Source organism: Streptomyces sp. P1-3 (assembly GCF_050613155.1).
Lineage (GTDB): Bacteria > Actinomycetota > Actinomycetes > Streptomycetales > Streptomycetaceae > Streptomyces.
Genome location: NZ_CP192512.1, coordinates 5,714,427 through 5,730,609, shown reverse-complemented (window position 1 = coordinate 5,730,609; position 16,183 = coordinate 5,714,427). Strand labels below are relative to the sequence as shown.

General features: G+C 72.7%; 14 protein-coding genes. 4 read left to right on the top strand and 10 right to left on the bottom strand.

Annotated elements, in window-relative coordinates:
* Window positions 1-81 precede the first annotated feature (81 nt).
* Both ACQUSR_RS24405 and ACQUSR_RS24400 read right to left on the bottom strand, forming a co-directional pair.
* Complete coding sequence (locus tag ACQUSR_RS24405) at window positions 82-705, bottom strand: TetR/AcrR family transcriptional regulator (RefSeq protein WP_431044748.1); 624 nt, start codon at window positions 703-705, stop codon at window positions 82-84.
* Entirely contained in the window at window positions 702-2,324 is a 1,623-nt protein-coding gene (locus ACQUSR_RS24400; protein ID WP_431044747.1) for an MFS transporter, read from the bottom strand. Before ACQUSR_RS24400 ends, ACQUSR_RS24405 begins: the two co-directional genes overlap by 4 nt.
* A gap of 211 nt (window positions 2,325-2,535) precedes the next feature.
* Between ACQUSR_RS24400 and panB the strand changes: the two genes are divergently transcribed.
* The 3 genes from panB to ACQUSR_RS24385 all read left to right on the top strand — a co-directional run bounded on the left by panB (window position 2,536) and on the right by ACQUSR_RS24385 (window position 5,438).
* Window positions 2,536-3,417, top strand: coding sequence for a 3-methyl-2-oxobutanoate hydroxymethyltransferase (gene panB / locus ACQUSR_RS24395; RefSeq protein WP_431044746.1), 882 nt, complete (start codon window positions 2,536-2,538; stop codon window positions 3,415-3,417).
* A gap of 165 nt (window positions 3,418-3,582) precedes the next feature.
* On the top strand, window positions 3,583-4,599 hold the full coding sequence (locus ACQUSR_RS24390) for an ATP-binding cassette domain-containing protein (RefSeq protein ID WP_431044745.1): 1,017 nt from the start codon (window positions 3,583-3,585) through the stop codon (window positions 4,597-4,599).
* The gene (locus tag ACQUSR_RS24385) at window positions 4,596-5,438 is read left to right on the top strand and encodes an ABC transporter permease (protein WP_431044744.1); all 843 of its coding nucleotides are present in this window, start codon (window positions 4,596-4,598) and stop codon (window positions 5,436-5,438) included. Before ACQUSR_RS24390 ends, ACQUSR_RS24385 begins: the two co-directional genes overlap by 4 nt.
* A gap of 51 nt (window positions 5,439-5,489) precedes the next feature.
* Here the strand turns inward: ACQUSR_RS24385 and ACQUSR_RS24380 are convergent, their stop codons facing one another.
* From ACQUSR_RS24380 to ACQUSR_RS24345, 8 genes are all read right to left on the bottom strand, one after another.
* On the bottom strand, window positions 5,490-9,053 hold the full coding sequence (locus ACQUSR_RS24380) for an AfsR/SARP family transcriptional regulator (protein ID WP_431044743.1): 3,564 nt from the start codon (window positions 9,051-9,053) through the stop codon (window positions 5,490-5,492).
* A 48-nt stretch (window positions 9,054-9,101) separates the two neighbouring features.
* Complete coding sequence (locus ACQUSR_RS24375; RefSeq protein WP_431044742.1) at window positions 9,102-9,536, bottom strand: DUF6578 domain-containing protein; 435 nt, start codon at window positions 9,534-9,536, stop codon at window positions 9,102-9,104.
* Between the two features lie 20 nt (window positions 9,537-9,556).
* Window positions 9,557-9,766: a hypothetical protein gene (locus ACQUSR_RS24370; protein WP_431044741.1), complete on the bottom strand. Its 210-nt coding sequence runs from the start codon at window positions 9,764-9,766 to the stop codon at window positions 9,557-9,559.
* A gap of 102 nt (window positions 9,767-9,868) precedes the next feature.
* Entirely contained in the window at window positions 9,869-10,591 is a 723-nt protein-coding gene (gene npdG, locus ACQUSR_RS24365; protein WP_431044740.1) for an NADPH-dependent F420 reductase, read from the bottom strand.
* 79 nt (window positions 10,592-10,670) lie between these two features.
* Window positions 10,671-11,651: a carbohydrate ABC transporter permease gene (locus tag ACQUSR_RS24360; RefSeq protein WP_431044739.1), complete on the bottom strand. Its 981-nt coding sequence runs from the start codon at window positions 11,649-11,651 to the stop codon at window positions 10,671-10,673.
* On the bottom strand, window positions 11,648-12,628 hold the full coding sequence (locus tag ACQUSR_RS24355) for a carbohydrate ABC transporter permease (RefSeq protein WP_431044738.1): 981 nt from the start codon (window positions 12,626-12,628) through the stop codon (window positions 11,648-11,650). The genes ACQUSR_RS24360 and ACQUSR_RS24355 overlap by 4 nt, the downstream gene beginning before the upstream one ends.
* Window positions 12,625-13,980: an ABC transporter substrate-binding protein gene (locus ACQUSR_RS24350; RefSeq protein ID WP_431044737.1), complete on the bottom strand. Its 1,356-nt coding sequence runs from the start codon at window positions 13,978-13,980 to the stop codon at window positions 12,625-12,627. Before ACQUSR_RS24350 ends, ACQUSR_RS24355 begins: the two co-directional genes overlap by 4 nt.
* Window positions 13,977-15,086 carry a sialidase family protein gene (locus tag ACQUSR_RS24345; RefSeq protein ID WP_431044736.1) on the bottom strand — a complete coding sequence of 370 codons (1,110 nt, stop codon included), beginning with the start codon at window positions 15,084-15,086 and terminating at the stop codon, window positions 13,977-13,979. The genes ACQUSR_RS24350 and ACQUSR_RS24345 overlap by 4 nt, the downstream gene beginning before the upstream one ends.
* Before the next feature lie 280 nt (window positions 15,087-15,366).
* Between ACQUSR_RS24345 and ACQUSR_RS24340 the strand changes: the two genes are divergently transcribed.
* Window positions 15,367-15,969, top strand: coding sequence for a hypothetical protein (locus tag ACQUSR_RS24340; protein ID WP_431044735.1), 603 nt, complete (start codon window positions 15,367-15,369; stop codon window positions 15,967-15,969).
* Window positions 15,970-16,183 lie beyond the last annotated feature (214 nt).

The window sequence follows — 16,183 nt, the reverse complement described above, 5'->3', positions numbered from 1 at the left end:
CGGGCCAACGGCTCTCTCACGGGCCTGGGGCTCCCTCACGGGTCCACCCCTCCCGGCTCCAGGGCCGGACCCCTCCCGGCTCTAAGGCCGGACCCCCTCCAGCACCGTGTCCACGATGCGCTCCGCCAGCCCCTCGGACAGGTCCTTCCACTCGTGCAGCATCGACCGGGCGAGTATCGGGCTCACGAACAGCTCGGCGAGCAGCTCGGGGTCCTCGTCCTTGCGGATCTCGCCGGTCGCCATACCGCGCCGCAGTACGGCCAGCAGGGTCTCGCGCCGCGCCTGTATGACGGTTTCGTGGTACTCCCGCCAGAGGTCGGAGTTGGCCCGCACGTGGGCGACGACGGCGCGCAGCAGGGCGGAGTGGCGTTTGGCCAGTGCCCGCCGCCGGATGAACTCCACGATGGTGACGAGGTCGTCCCGTACCGAGACGCCGGCGGGTTCGGGACTCGGCTCGTCCAGGGACCGCATGACGTCCAGTATCAGCGCCTCCTTGCCGCGCCAGCGGCGGTAGACGGTCGCCTTGCCCACGCCCGCCTCGCGCGCGATCCGCTCCATCGACAGCTCGCCGATGCCGACGCCCTCCTCCAGCAGCCGCAGCACCGTCTCGATGATCGCGGTGTCGGCGGCGGCGCTGCGCGGCCGGCCGGGCGGCCGGCCCGGGGGGCCGGCGGGCGGTCGCGGCCCGGGGCGCGCGCCGGTCATCGACCACGCTCCGAGGTCGTCTGCCGCGGCTCCGCCGGGGCCCCGGCCTCCTCCCCCGCGGCCCGCTTGCCCGGCAGGAAGAACCAGACGACCAGCGCACCGGCGAGCGCGACGGCCGAGGCGCTGAGGGCCGTGATGTGCATGGCGTGGACGAAGGACGCCTCCGCCGAGGCGGCCAGTCCCTTGCCTGCCGGGCCCATCTTGTCGGTGATGCCGAGGGTCGCCTCCAGGGACTCGCCCGCCGCCTTGCGCACGGAGTCGGGGAGCCCGGGCAGGGCCGCCAGCTCGTCCTGTACGCCCCGGCGGTACGTGGCGGACAGCAGCGAGCCGAGTACGGCGACGCCGAGGGCCCCGCCGAGCTGCCGGAAGGTGCTGTTCAGCGCCGATGCGGACCCCGCTTTCTCGGGCGGCAGCGCGTGCATGATGGTGACCGTGACGGGCGGCATGATGTGCGCCATCGCGCAGCCCTGGAGGAAGAACAGCACCTCCAGCCACCAGATCGGCGAGTCGCGGTCCATCAGCAGGAAGCCCGCCATGCAGCAGGCGATCAGCAGCATTCCCGTCGTACAGACGGCGCGGGCGCCGAAGCGGTCGACGGCCAGCAGGGCGCGCGGCGCGAAAACCAGCTGGGTGGCGGCGATCGGCAGGAGCAGCAGACCGGACTGCAGGGCGCTGTAGCCGCGCGCGCTCTGGGTGTAGAAGGCGATGAAGAACGTGACGCCCATGAGGGCGAAGAAGATCAGCCCGAGGGCGGTGACGGCGGCGGAGAACGCCGGCTTGCGGAAGTAGCCGATGTCGATGGCCGGGTGGTCGCTGCGCTTCTCGTGCAGGACGAAGCAGGCCAGGACGGCGAGTCCGGCCGCAGACGTGCCCAGGACCTCCGCGTTGCCGAAGTCGGCCTGCTGGCCGCCCTTGATGATGCCGTACACGAGCAGGCTGAGCCCGATCATGGAGAGCACCACGCCCAGCGGGTCCAGGCGGCCCGGGTCGGGGTCCTTGCTCTCCGGGATGAGCGCCACCATCGCGATGATCCCGCCGATCACGATGGGGACGTTGATGAAGAAGACCGAGCCCCACCAGAAGTGCTCCAGCAGCAGCCCGCCGGTGACCGGGCCGATCGCGATGGCCAGGCCCACGGAGGCCACCCAGATGCCGATGGCCTTGGGCTGCTCCGCGCGGTCGAAGACGTTGACCAGGATGGCCAGCGTGGCGGGCATCACGAGCGCGGCGCCGAGGCCCATCAGCGCGCGGTAGGCGATGAGGTCGCCGGGCGAGCTGGACCAGGCGGCGAGCACCGAGCCGATCCCGAACACCGCCATGCCGCTGAGCAGCATCTTCTTACGGCCGAGCCGGTCCCCGAGCAGCCCGCAGGTGAACAGCAGCCCGGCGAAGACGAGCGTGTAGGAGTTGATCGCCCACTCCAGCTCGCTCTGCCGGGCGCCGAGGCCGGTGGGTTCGGGCGAGGCGATCGTCTTCATCGCCACATTGAGGATGGAGTTGTCCAGCACCACGACGATGACGCTGAACATGAGGACGGTCAGGATCGCCCACCGCCTGCGGTGGACGCTCTCCGGGACGCCCCGTACGCCCTCGGATCCGGTCTCGGAAGTGGTCGCCATGTGACCCACGTTAAATCAATTCCGATACGAAGCCGTCTCGTATCGAAAGTGACCCGGGCGAGTTCGCGCGTTCCGCCGTCTCCGTGGGGCTGATCACGTGGTCCCGACCCCGATCGGGAGGGCACTTTCGCGGCGCTGGGAGCGCGTGCCAGCATGGGTGTGGTCCGGAGACACCGTGAGGGTGCTTCGAGATGACAAAGGAGCGTTCGCAATGACGCACGTCAGCCATGCCCCGACGGCTGCGCGGAAACAACCCGACGGCAGCGGCAAGGCGCTGTACGGGGGAACCGGTTCCCGGCGCATCACCGTCCGTGACATCTCCGCCGCCAAGGAGCGCGGCGAGAAGTGGCCCATGCTCACCGCCTACGACGCGATGACCGCCTCCGTCTTCGACGAGGCCGGCATCCCGGTGATGCTGGTCGGCGACTCGATGGGCAACTGTCACCTGGGCTACGAGTCCACCGTGCCCGTCACGATGGACGAGATCACCATCCTGTCCGCCGCCGTGGTACGGGGCACCAAGCGCGCCCTCATCGTCGGAGACCTGCCCTTCGGCGCCTACCAGGAAGGCGCTGTGCAGGCGCTGCGCAACGCCACCCGGTTGGTGAAGGAGGCGGGCGTCGGCGCGGTGAAGCTGGAGGGCGGCGAGCGCTCCGCCCACCAGATCGAGCTGCTGGTCCAGGCGGGCATCCCGGTGATGGCGCACGTCGGCCTCACCCCGCAGTCCGTCAACGCCTACGGCGGCTACCCGGTCCAGGGCCGCGGCGAGGAGGCGGCGCAGCAGCTGCTGCGCGACGCCAAGGCCGTCCAGGACGCGGGCGCCTTCGCCGTCGTCCTGGAGCTGGTGCCCGCCGAGCTGGCCGCCGAGGTCACCCGTTCGCTGCACATACCGACCGTCGGCATCGGCGCGGGCCCGGAGTGCGACGCGCAGGTGCTGGTGTGGACGGACATGGCGGGCCTGACCGGCGGCCGGGTGCCGCGCTTCGTCAAGCAGTACGCGCAGCTGCGGCAGACCCTCGGCGACGCGGCCAAGGCGTTCGCCGAGGACGTCGTCGGGGGCGCCTACCCGGCGGAGGAGCACTCGTTCCACTGACCCACCGACCAGTGGGCGGCTGATCCGCCGGCCACTGGTCCGCTGAGCCGCAGCGGCACCCGTCAAGCCATCGCGGCACACCGACAGCCCGCCGATCTTCCCCCGTCGGCGGGCTGTCTGCCGCTTGTCGGTGGGCTGTCGGTGACGGCTGCCATCGTCTGCGGCATGACGGAAACGAAGACGAACCCCAGCGAGGGGAACGCCGTCCAGGTGCGCGGACTGGTCAAGCACTTCGGTGCCACCAAGGCCGTCGACGGCGTGGACCTGGACGTGCGGGAGGGCACCGTCCTGGGCGTGCTGGGCCCCAACGGCGCTGGCAAGACGACGCTCGTACGCTGCCTGTCCACCCTCCTCAAGCCCGACGCCGGGACCGCAACCGTGGCCGGCTACGACGTCGTACGCCAGCCCCGGCAGCTGCGCCGCGTCATCGGCCTGACCGGGCAGTACGCCTCGGTCGACGAGAAGCTGTCCGGCTGGGAGAACCTGTACATGATCGGGCGGCTGCTCGATCTGCCCCGCAAGGAGGCGCGGCGGCGCGCGGACGCGCTGCTGGAGCGGTTCTCCCTCGCCGAGGCGGCCCGGCGGGCCGCGCACACCTACTCCGGCGGGATGCGCCGCAGGCTGGACCTGGCGGCCTCGATGATCGGCCGCCCCGCCGTGCTCTATCTGGACGAGCCGACCACCGGTCTGGACCCGCGCACCCGCAACGAGGTGTGGGACGAGGTCAAGCGGATGGTCACCGAGGGCACCACGGTGCTGCTCACCACCCAGTACATGGAGGAGGCCGAGCAGCTCGCCAGTGAGCTGACGGTCATCGACCGCGGCCGGGTGATCGCCGAGGGCCGGGTCAACGACCTCAAGGCCAAGGTCGGCGGCCGCACGCTGCGGATCCGCCCGGCCGACCCGGGCGAGCTGAACCGGCTGGTCGGCGCCATCGCCCAGGCGGGTCTCGACGGCGTCGGGGGCGCCACCGCCGACGCCGCGGAGGGCGTCGTGCAGGTCCCGGTCATCAGCGACGAGCAGCTCACCGCGATCGTCGGGCTGCTGGGCGAGCGCGGCTTCGCGATCGCCGGTATCGACACCCATCTGCCCAGCCTGGACGAGGTATTCCTGGCCCTGACCGGCCAGAAGGCATCTCGTGACGACGATGGCAGCACCAGCCTTGAGGAGGTCGCCGCATGAGCGCGGTCACCACGAAACCGGCCACCGCCCTGCCCGCGAAGCCTGCCGCCCTGCCCGCCGACGGCCGGATCGGGCTGCGCGACAACGCGCGGCACATCGGCGCGCTGGTGCGCCGCAACGCGCTGAAGATCAAGCAGGACCCGGAATCGATGTTCGACGCCGTGTTTATGCCGGTCATCCTGACGCTGCTGTTCGTGTACGTCTTCGGGGGCGCCGTCGCGGCGGGCGACCGGGACGCCTACATCGACTACTTCATCCCCGGCATGATGGCGATGGGCGGGCTCCAGATCGCGATGGGGGTCGGCACCGGCCTCAACGAGGACGTCAACAACGGCGTGATGGACCGCTTCCGCACGATGCCGATCGCCCGGTCCTCGGTGCTGATAGCCAAGCTCATCGTGGAGGGCGGCCGGATGCTGGTCTCCACCGTCATCCTGCTCGCCCTGGGCTTCGCCATCGGGTTCGACGTGAAGACCGGACCGCTGGAGCTGCTGGCCGCGGTGGCCCTGTCGCTGCTCTTCGGCACCTCGCTGACCTGGGTGTTCATGCTGCTGGGCCTGTCACTGAAGACCGCGCAGGCCGTCCAGGGGATGGGTTTCCTCGTGATGATGCCGCTGCAGTTCGGTTCGTCGATCTTCGCGCAGCCCACCACCATGCCGGGCTGGCTGGAGTCGTTCACCGACTACAACCCGCTGTCCCAGCTCGCCGACGCGGCAAGGGCGCTGACCCAGGGCCACGGAGCGGTGGCCTCGCCGGTGCTGGGCTGTCTGGCGTGGGCAGTGGCAATCACGGCGGTGACGGCGCCCCTGGCGGTACGCAAGTTCCGCGACCGGACGTGAGCCACACGACCGCCGGACGGGCCCAGGCGGGGGTCAGGCCGGTCCGGCGGTCTACGGCGCGGCCTGGACCAGGGCGATGGCGTCCTCCAGCGTCATGCCGCGCCCCTCGGCGTAGTGGCGCTCGTACGCGGCATCGCCCAGCTCGGCCCGGGCCAGGTCCTCCGCCGCCGTCCGGGTCTGCTGCTCCATGAACGGCAGACGCCGCACCCGGTCCCGCAACGCGCCCCGTAGCGCGTCGTAGGCACCGATCAGCCGCGTCGCCCTCCCGGCCGCCGCGGCGTCGCCGGCGCCGCCGATGGCGGCGAACGTGCGGGCGGCGGTGAGCAGTTGGACGGTCGGCAGCTGCGGGGCCACCACGCGCGCCACCGGGTGCAGCACCTTCGGCAGCGCCACCCGCACCCGGGCCAGCGCCTCCTCGGCCCGCCCGTCCTGCACGTCCAGCCAGGCGTACAGCCCCTCCACCACCCCCTGGAACATCTGCAGCTCACGGATGTGGAACTGCTGCATGACCTGGCGGAGTTCGGCCCGCGCCGCGTCGGTGCGGCCGGTTCCTCCGTACCGGAGGGCCAGATGCAGCTGGGCGTAGGCCACCGCGTCGACGCCGATGTGCCGCTCGCCCGCGCTCACGTCCCGCAGCACCCGCTCGCCCTCCTCGGCCTCGGCCGGGTCCGGGGACTCGATCTGGGCCCCGGCCAGCCGGGCGCGCAGCACCTCGACCTGGGCCAGGGCGCCGAGTTCGTGGGCGTAACCGATGGCCGCCCGGTAGTCGGCGGCGGCCGCCTCGTACTCACCGACCGCCTCGAACAGCTCGCCCCGGGCGGACAGCGCCTCGGCCGCGCCCCAGGCGTCACCGACCTCGGTGAAGATCCGCAGGCTCTCGTCCGCGTCCGCGTGGTGGGAGCCCGTCCCGCCGGTGTCCCGCACCATCTTGGCGCGGAGGTGCAGGCCGAACGCCAGCTCCCACGCCAACCCCAGCTCCCGGGAGGCGGCCACCGCCCCGTCGACCGCCTTCCGCAGCAGCTCGAAGTCGCCGGTCAGGATCACCGCGTAGAACCACATGACCCCGGGCGTACGGCAGGTCTGCGGCAGCCCGGGGCGGTAGGCCGCCACCAGCCCGTCGCGCAGCTCCTCCTGCTGCTCGTCCAGGACCGTCATGTCGCCGTCCATGTTCGCCAGGGAGATCAGCCGGACGCCGCGCCGTGCCTCTTGCAGCAGTTCGGGAGGCATCGGCGGCGGTGCGTCGATCGGCGAGACGGAGAGCGGCGGCGCGGGCGTGACGGGCGGCCGGAGCGGACTCGGGCCGAGCCGGGCGGCGGCTGCCGACCAGTGCCGGGCGTCGGATCCGTGCCCGCGCAACTGCCAGAACCAGCCGAGCGAGAGCACCAGGCACAGGGCCTCCTGCTCGTCGCCCGCCGCGACGGCGCGGCGCAGCGCGGTACGGAGGTTGTCATGCTCCAGCTCCAGCCGGTCCAGCCAGACGCGCTGCGCGGGGCCGCGCAGCAGGGGGTCGGCGGCACGGGCGAGTTCCCGGTACGCGACGAGGTGCCGCCGCTCCACCGCCTCCCGCTCCCCCGCGGCGTCCAGCCGCTCGGCCGCGTACTCCGCGACGGTCTCCAGCAGCCGATACCGCATCCCGCCACCGACGGCGTCGGGATCGGGGTGGGGTGTGGCGACGACCAGAGATTTGTCGACAAGTGACCCGAGCAGTGCGGCCACGTCGCGGGGGTCCACGTGGGCGGGGGAACCGGGCGGTGGGCTGTCCGCGCAGACCGCCTCCGCGGCGGTCAGATCGCAGCCGCCCGCGAACGCCGACAGGCGGCGCAGCGCGACGCGCTCAGGCTCGTCCAGCAGGTCCCAGGACCAGTCGACGACCGCGCGCAACGTCTGCTGGCGCGGCAGTGAGGTCCGGCTACCGCTGGTCAGCAGCCGGAACCTGTCGTCCAGCCGGTCGGCGAGCTGGCGCGGAGTGAGTGACCTCAGCCGGGCGGCGGCGAGTTCGATGGCCAGCGGGAGCCCGTCGAGTCGGCGGCAGATCTCCGCGCAGGCCGTCGGATCGTCGTCCGTACGGAACCCCGGCCTGGCGGACGCGCCACGGTCCTGGAGCAGCCGGAGGGCGACGGGGTCCGGCAGCGGGTCGACGGGGCGGACCAACTCCCCCGGAACCGCCAGCGGTTCACGGCTGGTGGCCAGCACGGCGACGCCGGGGCAGTGCGCGAGCAGCCACTCGGCGAGGTGCGCGGCGGCGTGTACGAGGTGCTCGCAGTTGTCGAGGACGAGCAGCATGCGGCGTGCGGCGCAGTGCTCGCCGAGCCGGAGGTACGGATCCCGCTCGGCGGGGTCGGCGGCCGCGCGCAGCCCCTCGGCGGCGGTGCCGCGGATGACGGTCTCGCGCGCGCCGAGTGCCGTGAGGACCGCCTCGGGGACGGTTCCGGGGTCGTCCAGAGGGGCCAGTTCCACGAACCAGACGCCGTCGGGCCAGCCCCTGGCGACGGCGTCGGCGGCCTCCTGCGACAGACGCGTCTTTCCGGCGCCGCCGGGTCCGAGCAGCGTGACGAGCCGGTGGGCGGCGAGGTCGCCGCGGAGTGCGGCGAGGTCGTCCTCGCGGCCGACGAAGCTGGTGAACCGGGCCCGCAGATTGCCGTGCCCGGCCGTACCGGGAGCGGCGGCGGCCCCTGCCGGACCGGGGGCGGCCGGACCAGGGCCGATGGCGCCGGGCCCCGGGCCGGTGGGCGCGGCCGGGCGGTGCGGCGCGGGCGGGTCGTGCGGCGCAGCCGGGCGGTGCGGCGCCGGTGGGCTCGTGTCGGACGCGGCGGGCGGTGCCAGCAGTTCCGCGTGGAGGGCCCGGAGCGCCGGGCCCGGGTCCGTGCCCAGGCGGGACACGAGGTCCTCGCGCACCGCCTCGTACGCGGCGAGGGCCTCCGCCGGGCGGCCCGCCGCGCGCAGAGCGCGGATCCGGGCGGCGTGCAGCGGCTCGTCGAGCGGGTGGTCGCCGCTGAGTTGGGTGAGCGCCAGCACCGCCTCCTCGGCGCGGCCCAGTGCGATATCGGCCTCGGCCCGGTCCCGGCGCGCCGCCAGGTGCCGGGCGTCGGCGCGCGCGGCCGGTGCCGTACGGTCCGGGAGGTCGGCGCACGCCGGGCCGCGCCACAGTGCGAGCGCCTGGTCCAGTAGGGCGGCGGCCGTGGCGGGATCGCCGCCCGTGAGAGCGCGTGCCCCGTCATCGGCGAGGCGCTCGAAGCGGTGCAGGTCCACCGCCTCGGGGTCGGCGGACAACCGGTAGCCGCCGGGTGCCGACCGCACGGTGTCCTTGCCGAGGGCCCGGCGCAGGCGGGCGACGAGTGCCTGGAGCGCGGCGTGCGGGTCGCGCGGCGGCTCGTCCGGCCAGACCTCGGCGATCAGCACATCGGTGGTGCGTACGCGTCCGGGGTACAGGGCCAGCGCGGTGAGGAGTGCGCGCAGCCGGGCACCGCCGAGGGCGACCGCGGTGCCGTCGGGGCGTTGGGCCTGGGTGGTGCCGAGGATGCCGTAGCGCGGCTGCCCGTCCTTGCCCTCGGGCCCCGCTCCCTCGTCCGCCCGCGTCGCGCCGTCGTCCCCATCGCGCCGTGGTCCCTCGCCCATGCCCGTCGTCATGTCCCCCGCCCGCGAACGTAAGAACCCGTCACCGGGTCACCCCTCCGCCGCGTCCTCCAACTCGACCAGCACGCCCGTCTCGTCCCGGCGGTACGCGCGCCCTTCGCGTGGCGGCAGCTGCCCGCCCACGCCGTTCTCGAACCATTTCGGGCAGGCGTCCACCGGGCGCAACCGGAAGTCGCCCGGCACGGGCGAGAACGAGTCGGGCTCGCGGCGGGAGGCGCGATAGCCCTGGATGACCACCTGGATACGGCGGACCCGGCCGGTGAGGGTGGCCGGCGTGCCGGTCTGCGAGGAGTGCGCAGTGAACACGAAGAGCTCACCGGCGCCGTCCCCGGCGTCCACCGGGGCCGGGCGCTTCCCCGGTGGCAAGGTGCTGCGCACGACTTTCCACGTCACCTTGTCCCCCACCGAGAACGGCGTGCCGCAGCACTCCATCTCCCAGTCCTCGTAGAACACCGTACGGATCAAGAGCTGTCCCCCTGCTCGGTCTATCCGGCCTGCTCTGCCTGCTGCTGCTCCCGCTCCCGCTGCTCCCGCTCCAGCTTCGCCTTCCGCAGGTAGAACCACGCCATGTTGGACGAGATTCCGGCGACGAAGATCCACACGATGCCGAGCCACAGCCCCTGCGCGAAAGACACGACGGCCGCGGCGACGGCCAGGGCGCAGACGATCAGGGAGTAGAGAGCGAGGCGGGGCATGGGGTCGGCTCCTGTCCGGGTGTAGCAGTCCGGGCCATTGTCCCCCATGGCCCCCGGCCGCCCCCACGCCCCTCGCCGTCAGGCGTCCGCCGGCCCCGGCCGTCAGACGTCCGTGACCCGCAGCCCCGCGTGCGCCTTGTAGCGGCGGTTCACCGAGATCAGGTTGGCGACCAGGGACTCCACCTGGTGCGCGTTGCGCAGCCGCCCGGCGAAGACGCCCCGCATCCCGGGGATCCGGCTCGCCAGCGCCTGCACCACGTCGGTGTCCGCGCGCGACTCGCCCAGCACCATCACGTCGGTGTCGATCTCGTCGATCGACTCGTCCTGGAGCAGGACTGCCGACAGGTGGTGGAAGGCGGCCGTGACCCGCGAGTCCGGCAGCAGGGCGGCGGCCTGCTCGGCGGCGCTGCCCTCCTCCGGCTTCAGCGCGTAGGCGCCCTTCTTGTCGAAGCCCAGCGGGTTGACGCAGTCGACGACCAGCTTGCCCGCGAGCTCCTCGCGCAGCGACTCCAGCGTCTTGGCGTGGCCGTCCCACGGCACGGCGACGATCACGATGTCGCTGCGCCGCGCGCACTCGGCGTTGTCAGCGCCCTCGACGCCGAGCTCGGCGCCCAGCTCGGCGGCGGCGACCTGCGCCCGGTCGGCGGCGCGCGAGCCGATGATCACCTTCTGGCCGGCCTTGGCGAGCCGGTAGGCCAGGCCCCGGCCCTGGTCGCCGGTGCCGCCCAGGACGCCCACCACCAGGCCGGACACGTCCGGCAGGTCCCACGGGTCCTTGGCGGGGGCCTTCTTCGCTGCGGCAGCCGCATCGTTCGTCGTCGTCATGACAGCGATACTGTCACGCCCGGGCCGGACCTTCGCCGTGCCGTCCGTCACCCTTTTACGCCACCTTTTGCGCCGCTCGTCACGCCTTGACGCTGCCCTCCGTCAGGCCCGTACGCCAGTACCGCTGGAGTACGCCCATCAGCACCATCAGCGGCAGTACGGACAGGAACGCGCCGCCGACCGTGTACTGGTACAGCTCGGGCTGCCGGTCCGCGTACCCCTGCCACGAGGTCAGGCCCAGCTGGATCGGATACAGGTCGGAGTCGGAGAGCATCACCAGTGGCAGGAAGAAGTTGTTCCAGATGTGCACGAACTGGAACAGGAAGACGGTGACCAGCGCGGGCGTCATCAGCCGCAGTCCCAGCGTGGCGAAGATCCGCAGCTCTCCCGCGCCGTCGATGCGGGCCGCCTCCAGCAGCGAGTCGGGGACGGCCGCGGTGGCGTAGATGCGGCACAGATAGACCCCGAAGGGGCTGACGACGCTGGGGATGAGCACCGCCCAGTACGTGTTGGCCAGCTCCATCTCGCTGAAGAGCAGATACAGCGGGAGGGCGAGCGCGGTGCCGGGCAGCAGCACCCCGGCGAGCACCACGTTGAAGATCGCCTCCCGGCCCGGGAAGGAGTACTTGGCCAGCGCGTATCCGGCCGCCGCCGACAGCAGCGTGGCGGCGACGGCCCCGATGCCCGCATAGAGCAGGCTGTTGGCGAACCAGCGCACGTAGATGCCGTCGTCGTAGGTCAGGACGTCGCCGAGGTAGTCGACGGGGTGCGGGTCGGCGAACCAGAAGCCGAACGTGCCGAACAGGTCGCCGCTGGACTTGGTGGCGGAGACCGCGAGCCAGTAGACGGGGGTGAGGAAGTAGATCGCGGCGACGGTCAGCAGCGAGACGGTGACGATGCGGTGCCGCAGCGGCGGCTGCCGGGCGGACGCGCCCGGCCGTCCGCGCCCCCTGCGCGTACGGGCCGTGGGAGCCGTACGTGCGGCGGCGCGAGCGGTGCGGTCGGCTGTGCCCGGTTCGTCCGGCTCTCCGGCCTTGTTGAGCGTGTCGGCCCGGCTCATCCGCCGTCCTCCCTTCGGCGCCGCCGCGCGCCGCCTCCCACCAGCCGCAGGAACCCGAACGACAGCACGCACGCGACGACGGCGAGCAGCACCGCCTCCGCCGCCGCGATGTGCTGGTTGTTACTGGTGAACGCCTCGTTGTAGGCGTGCAGATTGGGGGTGTAGCCGGAGTCGATGGTGCTGGCCAGCCCGCGCAGCACCATGGGTTCGGCGAACAGCTGGAGCGTGCCGATGATGCTGAAGACGGTGGTCAGGACGAGCGCGGGCCGGATGAGCGGGAGTTTGACGTGCCGGGCGACCTGCCACGCGTTCGCCCCGTCGATCCTCGCGGCCTCGTACAGCTCCTCGGGGACCGCTTTGAGCTGGGCGATCAGTACGAGCATGTTGTAGCCGGTGAACTGCCAGGTGATGATGTTGGCGATGGACCACAGCACGGTGTCGCGGGCGAGGAAGTCCACCTCCCAGCCCGCCGAGTGGGCCATCTCCACCAGCGGGCTGATCCCCGGCACGTACAGGAACCCCCACAGGATGGAGGCGATGACGCCCGGCACCCCGTACGGCAGGAAGAACGCGGTGCGGAAGAAGCCGACCCAGCGGGCCGAGGCGGCGTCCAGCAGCAGCGCCAGCCCCGTCGCGAGCAGGATCATCACCGGGATCTGCACGGCGCCGAAGAGCAGCACCCGCCCGAAGCCGGAGACGAACCGGTCGTCCTCCAGCGCGTGCGTGTAGTTGGCGAAGCCCGCCCACACCTCCCTGGTCTCGCCGCCGAGGCCGAGCGGCCCGGTCCGCTCGACCTTGAGCAGGCTCTCGTAGACGGCGTAGCCGATGGGCGCGAGGAAGCACAGGACGAACAGCGCGAGGAACGGCAGCAGGAAGCCGGCCGCCGCGCGGGCGTTGCGGACTTCGGTGCGGGTCCAGCGCCGTGCGGGGGCGCCCTTTCCGCGGCGTACGGGGGCGCCCTTCCCTCGGCGCCTCACCCGGTCTCCACCTTCAGGCCCTTGTCCTTGAGGTCCTGGACCGTCTCGCGCTGCACCTTCGCCAGGACGGACCGGAAGGATCCGCCGTCGCCGAGGGCCTCGGTGAACGCGTCGCCGAGCCGCTGGTAGAGCGTGTCGACGGCGGGGCCCCAGCGCCAGCTGGTGTCCACCCCCTTCCCCGCCTCCTCGAACACCTCGCTGTACGCCTGCCCGCCGAAGAAGTCCTTGTGTACATCGAGGTCGGAGGCGGCGAAGCCCTGCTTGGCACCGGGGAAGCCGTAGCCGCCCTCGATGAGCAGCCCGATCGACTCGGGGTCGGTGTTGAGCCAGACGGCGAAGGCGAGCGCGTCCTCGGGGTAGTCGGTCCTGGCGAACACGGCGGTGGTGGAGCCGCCCCAGTTGGCGTAGGCGCCCGCGCCCTTCTTCCACTGCGGCATGGGGACCACCCGCCATTTGCCGGAGGTCTTGGGGGCGTTGCCGACCAGCAGCGCGTCTCCCCAGCTCGCGCCGAGCCAGCTGGCCATGTCGCCGGTCTGGATGTCCTTGTACCAGGCGTTCTGCCGGTCCGGGATGGTCTTGATCAGCTTCTGCTTGACCAGGTCCTCCCAGAAGTCGGCGACCTTGCGGGTGGGCTCGTCGTCGATGCTGACCGTCCAGGCGTCGCCTGAGGTGCCGAACCAGTTCGCCCCGGCCTGCCAGGCCAGGCCCGCGAAGCGGTTGCCGTTGGTGGCGGAGAAGGTCTCGATCCAGGCGCCCTTCTTGCGAACCGCGCTGGCCGCGGCCGCGTAGTCGTCCCAGGTGGCGGGCGGCTCGATGCCCCACTTGTCGAACAGGTCCTGGCGCAGGAAGAGGCCCATGGGGCCGGACGCCTGCGGGACGGCGTAGACGCCCTCGCCGAAGACGGACTGCTGCCATTGCCAGCCGACGAACTTGCTCTTGTGCTTCTGGACGCCGTACTTCGCCAGGTCCAGCAGCCCGTTGTCGAGGAGGAAGCTGGGGACGACCGGGTACTCGATCTGGCCCAGGTCCGGCGGGTTGCCCGCCTTGATGGAGGCGTGCATCTTGGCGTACTGCGCGCCGTTGACCGCCGAGACCTTCTCCAGCTTGATCTGCACGTCGGGGTTCTGGCTGTTCCACAGGTCGACGGGTTTGTCGATGCCCGGCACCCAGGACCAGAAGGTCAGCGTGGCCTTCTCGCCCTTCTTCCGGCCCTTGGGCTCGCCGTCGCCGTCATCGTCGGAGCCGCAGCCGGCCAGTGCCAGGCCCGCGGCGGCGGCCGCCGCGCCGCCCAGCAGGGTGCGGCGGTGCGGCAGGTGGCCGTGGCCGAAGGTCTCGTCGGGGTTCTCGCTCATACCAGCTCCTCCACCGGGATGCGCCGGAAGGTGATCGTCGAGTAGGCGCTGAAGTCGCCGGTCTCGTAGAGCAGTCCGACCGTGTCGTCGTCGATCCGGACGAGGTCGGAGTAGGCGGCGGGCAGACCGTCGACGGTGTGCGCCGTCCGCCAGGTGACGCCGCCGTCGTCACTGGCCCGGACCGTCATCAGGGCCCGGTACCCGGGGTCGGCGGGGCCGGAGAAGAGCAGCACGTCCGGTTCGCCCAGGTGCAGCACGCTGCACTCGACCACGGGGGTGACCAGCCCGGCCTGCGGCCGGAAGGGCTTGACCAGGGTCGCGCCGCCGTCGCGGGAGTAGGCGTCCGCGCGGTTGCCCGGGGCGTTGGCGTCGGTGCGGGTGTTGAAGTAGACGCGGCCGTCGGGGAGTTCGGCCGCGGTGGTCTCGTTGACGTTGACGTAGCCGTCGGGGTTGTCGTCGATGTAGCCGATCCGCCAGGTCCGGCCGCCGTCGTCGCTCAGCAGGTCGTGTCCGCCGTTGTACCGGCCCGAGGTGGCGTCGTCGGAACCGGCCGGAGGCAGCGAGTGGTTGGCGGGGATCACGATGCGCCCGGCGTGCGGGCCGTGCCGTAACCGGAGGGCGTGGCCGGGGGTGGTGGCGTACCACCGCCACGCGGGCTTCTTCGTCTGCGCCGTGATCTCGCGCGACGAGCTCCACGTCCGGCCGTCGTCGTCGCTGTGCTGCACCCACACCCGGCGCCCGTCGGCCGCGGGGACCTCGCCGCGCCGGATGGCGGACTCGCTCGCGGCGGCGCCGTTGCGGACATGGACCAGGACGATCCGGCCGGTGTCGAGGACCACGGGCGCCGGGTTCCCGGCGGTGCCGGTCCCGTTCCGGGCGACGACCTGTAGGCGGCCCCAGGTGCGGCCGCCGTCGGTGGACCGTTTGAGCACCACGTCGATGTCGCCGGTGTCGGCGGAGGACCCCACCCGGCCCTCGGCGAAGGCGAGCAGGTCGCCGGAGTCCGCGGCCACCACGGCGGGGATGCGGTAGCTGGCGTAGCCGCCGGTCCCGGCCCGGAACGGTACGGACACCTCGTAGGTACGCGCCGCGACTCCGCTTGCCATCAGACCTCCCGATGCCCCATCGCGATCGAGCGCTGCTGCCGGCCCACTGGACGTGGAACGTCCGGACGTAGGACGTCCCTTGTGTGCGGTGACCATAGATATCGCCTTACGGAGCGTCAAGGCACGGCACATGAACAGTTGGTGCGTCGGCCCGGGGTGCAGTCGGTGCGACGGCTGGGGCCGCGACGCGCCAGCCCCCGGACGGGCACACCGCCCGAAGAGGTGACCGGATCCGGAATCCGGCCTGCCGGGCCGTCGGTCGAGGGCAGGATGCGGGCGCATGGACGCCGTACGAGTCGCGCTGCTGCGCGAAGTACTCGCCGGGACCGAGTGGCTGCCGGCCACCCGCCGCTTCGCCGGATCGCTGCGGGCCGCGGTCGGCCCGCGCGGCGGCGGGCTGCTGCTGGTCGGCAGCGAGGTGTACGAGCCGTGGCACCTGGCCGCGCATCTGGATGACGAGGCCGCCTGGTCCGGCCTCCCCGAGCTCTCCCCGACCCTCGTACGGCACCGGGTGCCGGACGGGGTCCCGGCGCATCTGTCGGTGGGGCTCGGCCGGTTGGAGGCGGCGGGGCGCGGGGAGACGCTGCTGGTGGTGGCTCCGGACGGCCCGGGCGCGGGGCTGCTGGAGCGGGTCCACGACGCGCGCCGGAGCGGCGCGACGGTGCTCGCCCTCGACGGCGGGGACCGGTGTCTGCACGCGCTGGCCCATGACGCGCTGGCCGTTCCGGCGGGCGCGGATCTGGACCTGGAGACCGTGCAGCACCTGGTGAGTGCGGCCGCCGGGGAGAACAGCCTGCCGCCGCGGCGTGGCCGGCACCGCTTCCGCGACCGGCTCTCCCGGCTGGCGGAGCGGCTGACGGCCCCGCCGCCGCCGCGCTGGTAGCCGGGACCGGATCCTCGTCGCCGCCCCGCCGGGACCGGCGACCAGCACCCCGCCCGGCCCCTGCGGCGGTCCGGTCCGATGACGCCGGCCCGCGCCGGCGTCTGCCCATGGGAGCGGTGGCTGTGGCGGGATGCGGCCGCCGCCACGGAGCTCCGGTTGCGGTGGAAGTCCGGTCGCCGCGGAAATCCGGTTGCCGCCGACACCGGACCGACCG

Bases quoted from the DNA above. Each gene is read 5' to 3' on its own strand.
- panB (WP_431044746.1), top strand. From the start codon at position 2,536: ATGACGCACGTCAGCCATGCCCCGACGGCTGCGCGGAAACAACCCGAC.
- ACQUSR_RS24390 (WP_431044745.1), top strand. From the start codon at position 3,583: ATGACGGAAACGAAGACGAACCCCAGCGAGGGGAACGCCGTCCAGGTG.
- ACQUSR_RS24345 (WP_431044736.1), bottom strand. From the start codon at position 15,086: ATGGCAAGCGGAGTCGCGGCGCGTACCTACGAGGTGTCCGTACCGTTC.
- ACQUSR_RS24380 (WP_431044743.1), bottom strand. From the start codon at position 9,053: ATGGGCGAGGGACCACGGCGCGATGGGGACGACGGCGCGACGCGGGCG.
- npdG (WP_431044740.1), bottom strand. From the start codon at position 10,591: ATGACGACGACGAACGATGCGGCTGCCGCAGCGAAGAAGGCCCCCGCC.
- ACQUSR_RS24400 (WP_431044747.1), bottom strand. From the start codon at position 2,324: ATGGCGACCACTTCCGAGACCGGATCCGAGGGCGTACGGGGCGTCCCG.
- ACQUSR_RS24350 (WP_431044737.1), bottom strand. From the start codon at position 13,980: ATGAGCGAGAACCCCGACGAGACCTTCGGCCACGGCCACCTGCCGCAC.
- ACQUSR_RS24385 (WP_431044744.1), top strand. From the start codon at position 4,596: ATGAGCGCGGTCACCACGAAACCGGCCACCGCCCTGCCCGCGAAGCCT.
- ACQUSR_RS24340 (WP_431044735.1), top strand. From the start codon at position 15,367: ATGGACGCCGTACGAGTCGCGCTGCTGCGCGAAGTACTCGCCGGGACC.
- ACQUSR_RS24405 (WP_431044748.1), bottom strand. From the start codon at position 705: ATGACCGGCGCGCGCCCCGGGCCGCGACCGCCCGCCGGCCCCCCGGGC.
- ACQUSR_RS24370 (WP_431044741.1), bottom strand. From the start codon at position 9,766: ATGCCCCGCCTCGCTCTCTACTCCCTGATCGTCTGCGCCCTGGCCGTC.
- ACQUSR_RS24360 (WP_431044739.1), bottom strand. From the start codon at position 11,651: ATGAGCCGGGCCGACACGCTCAACAAGGCCGGAGAGCCGGACGAACCG.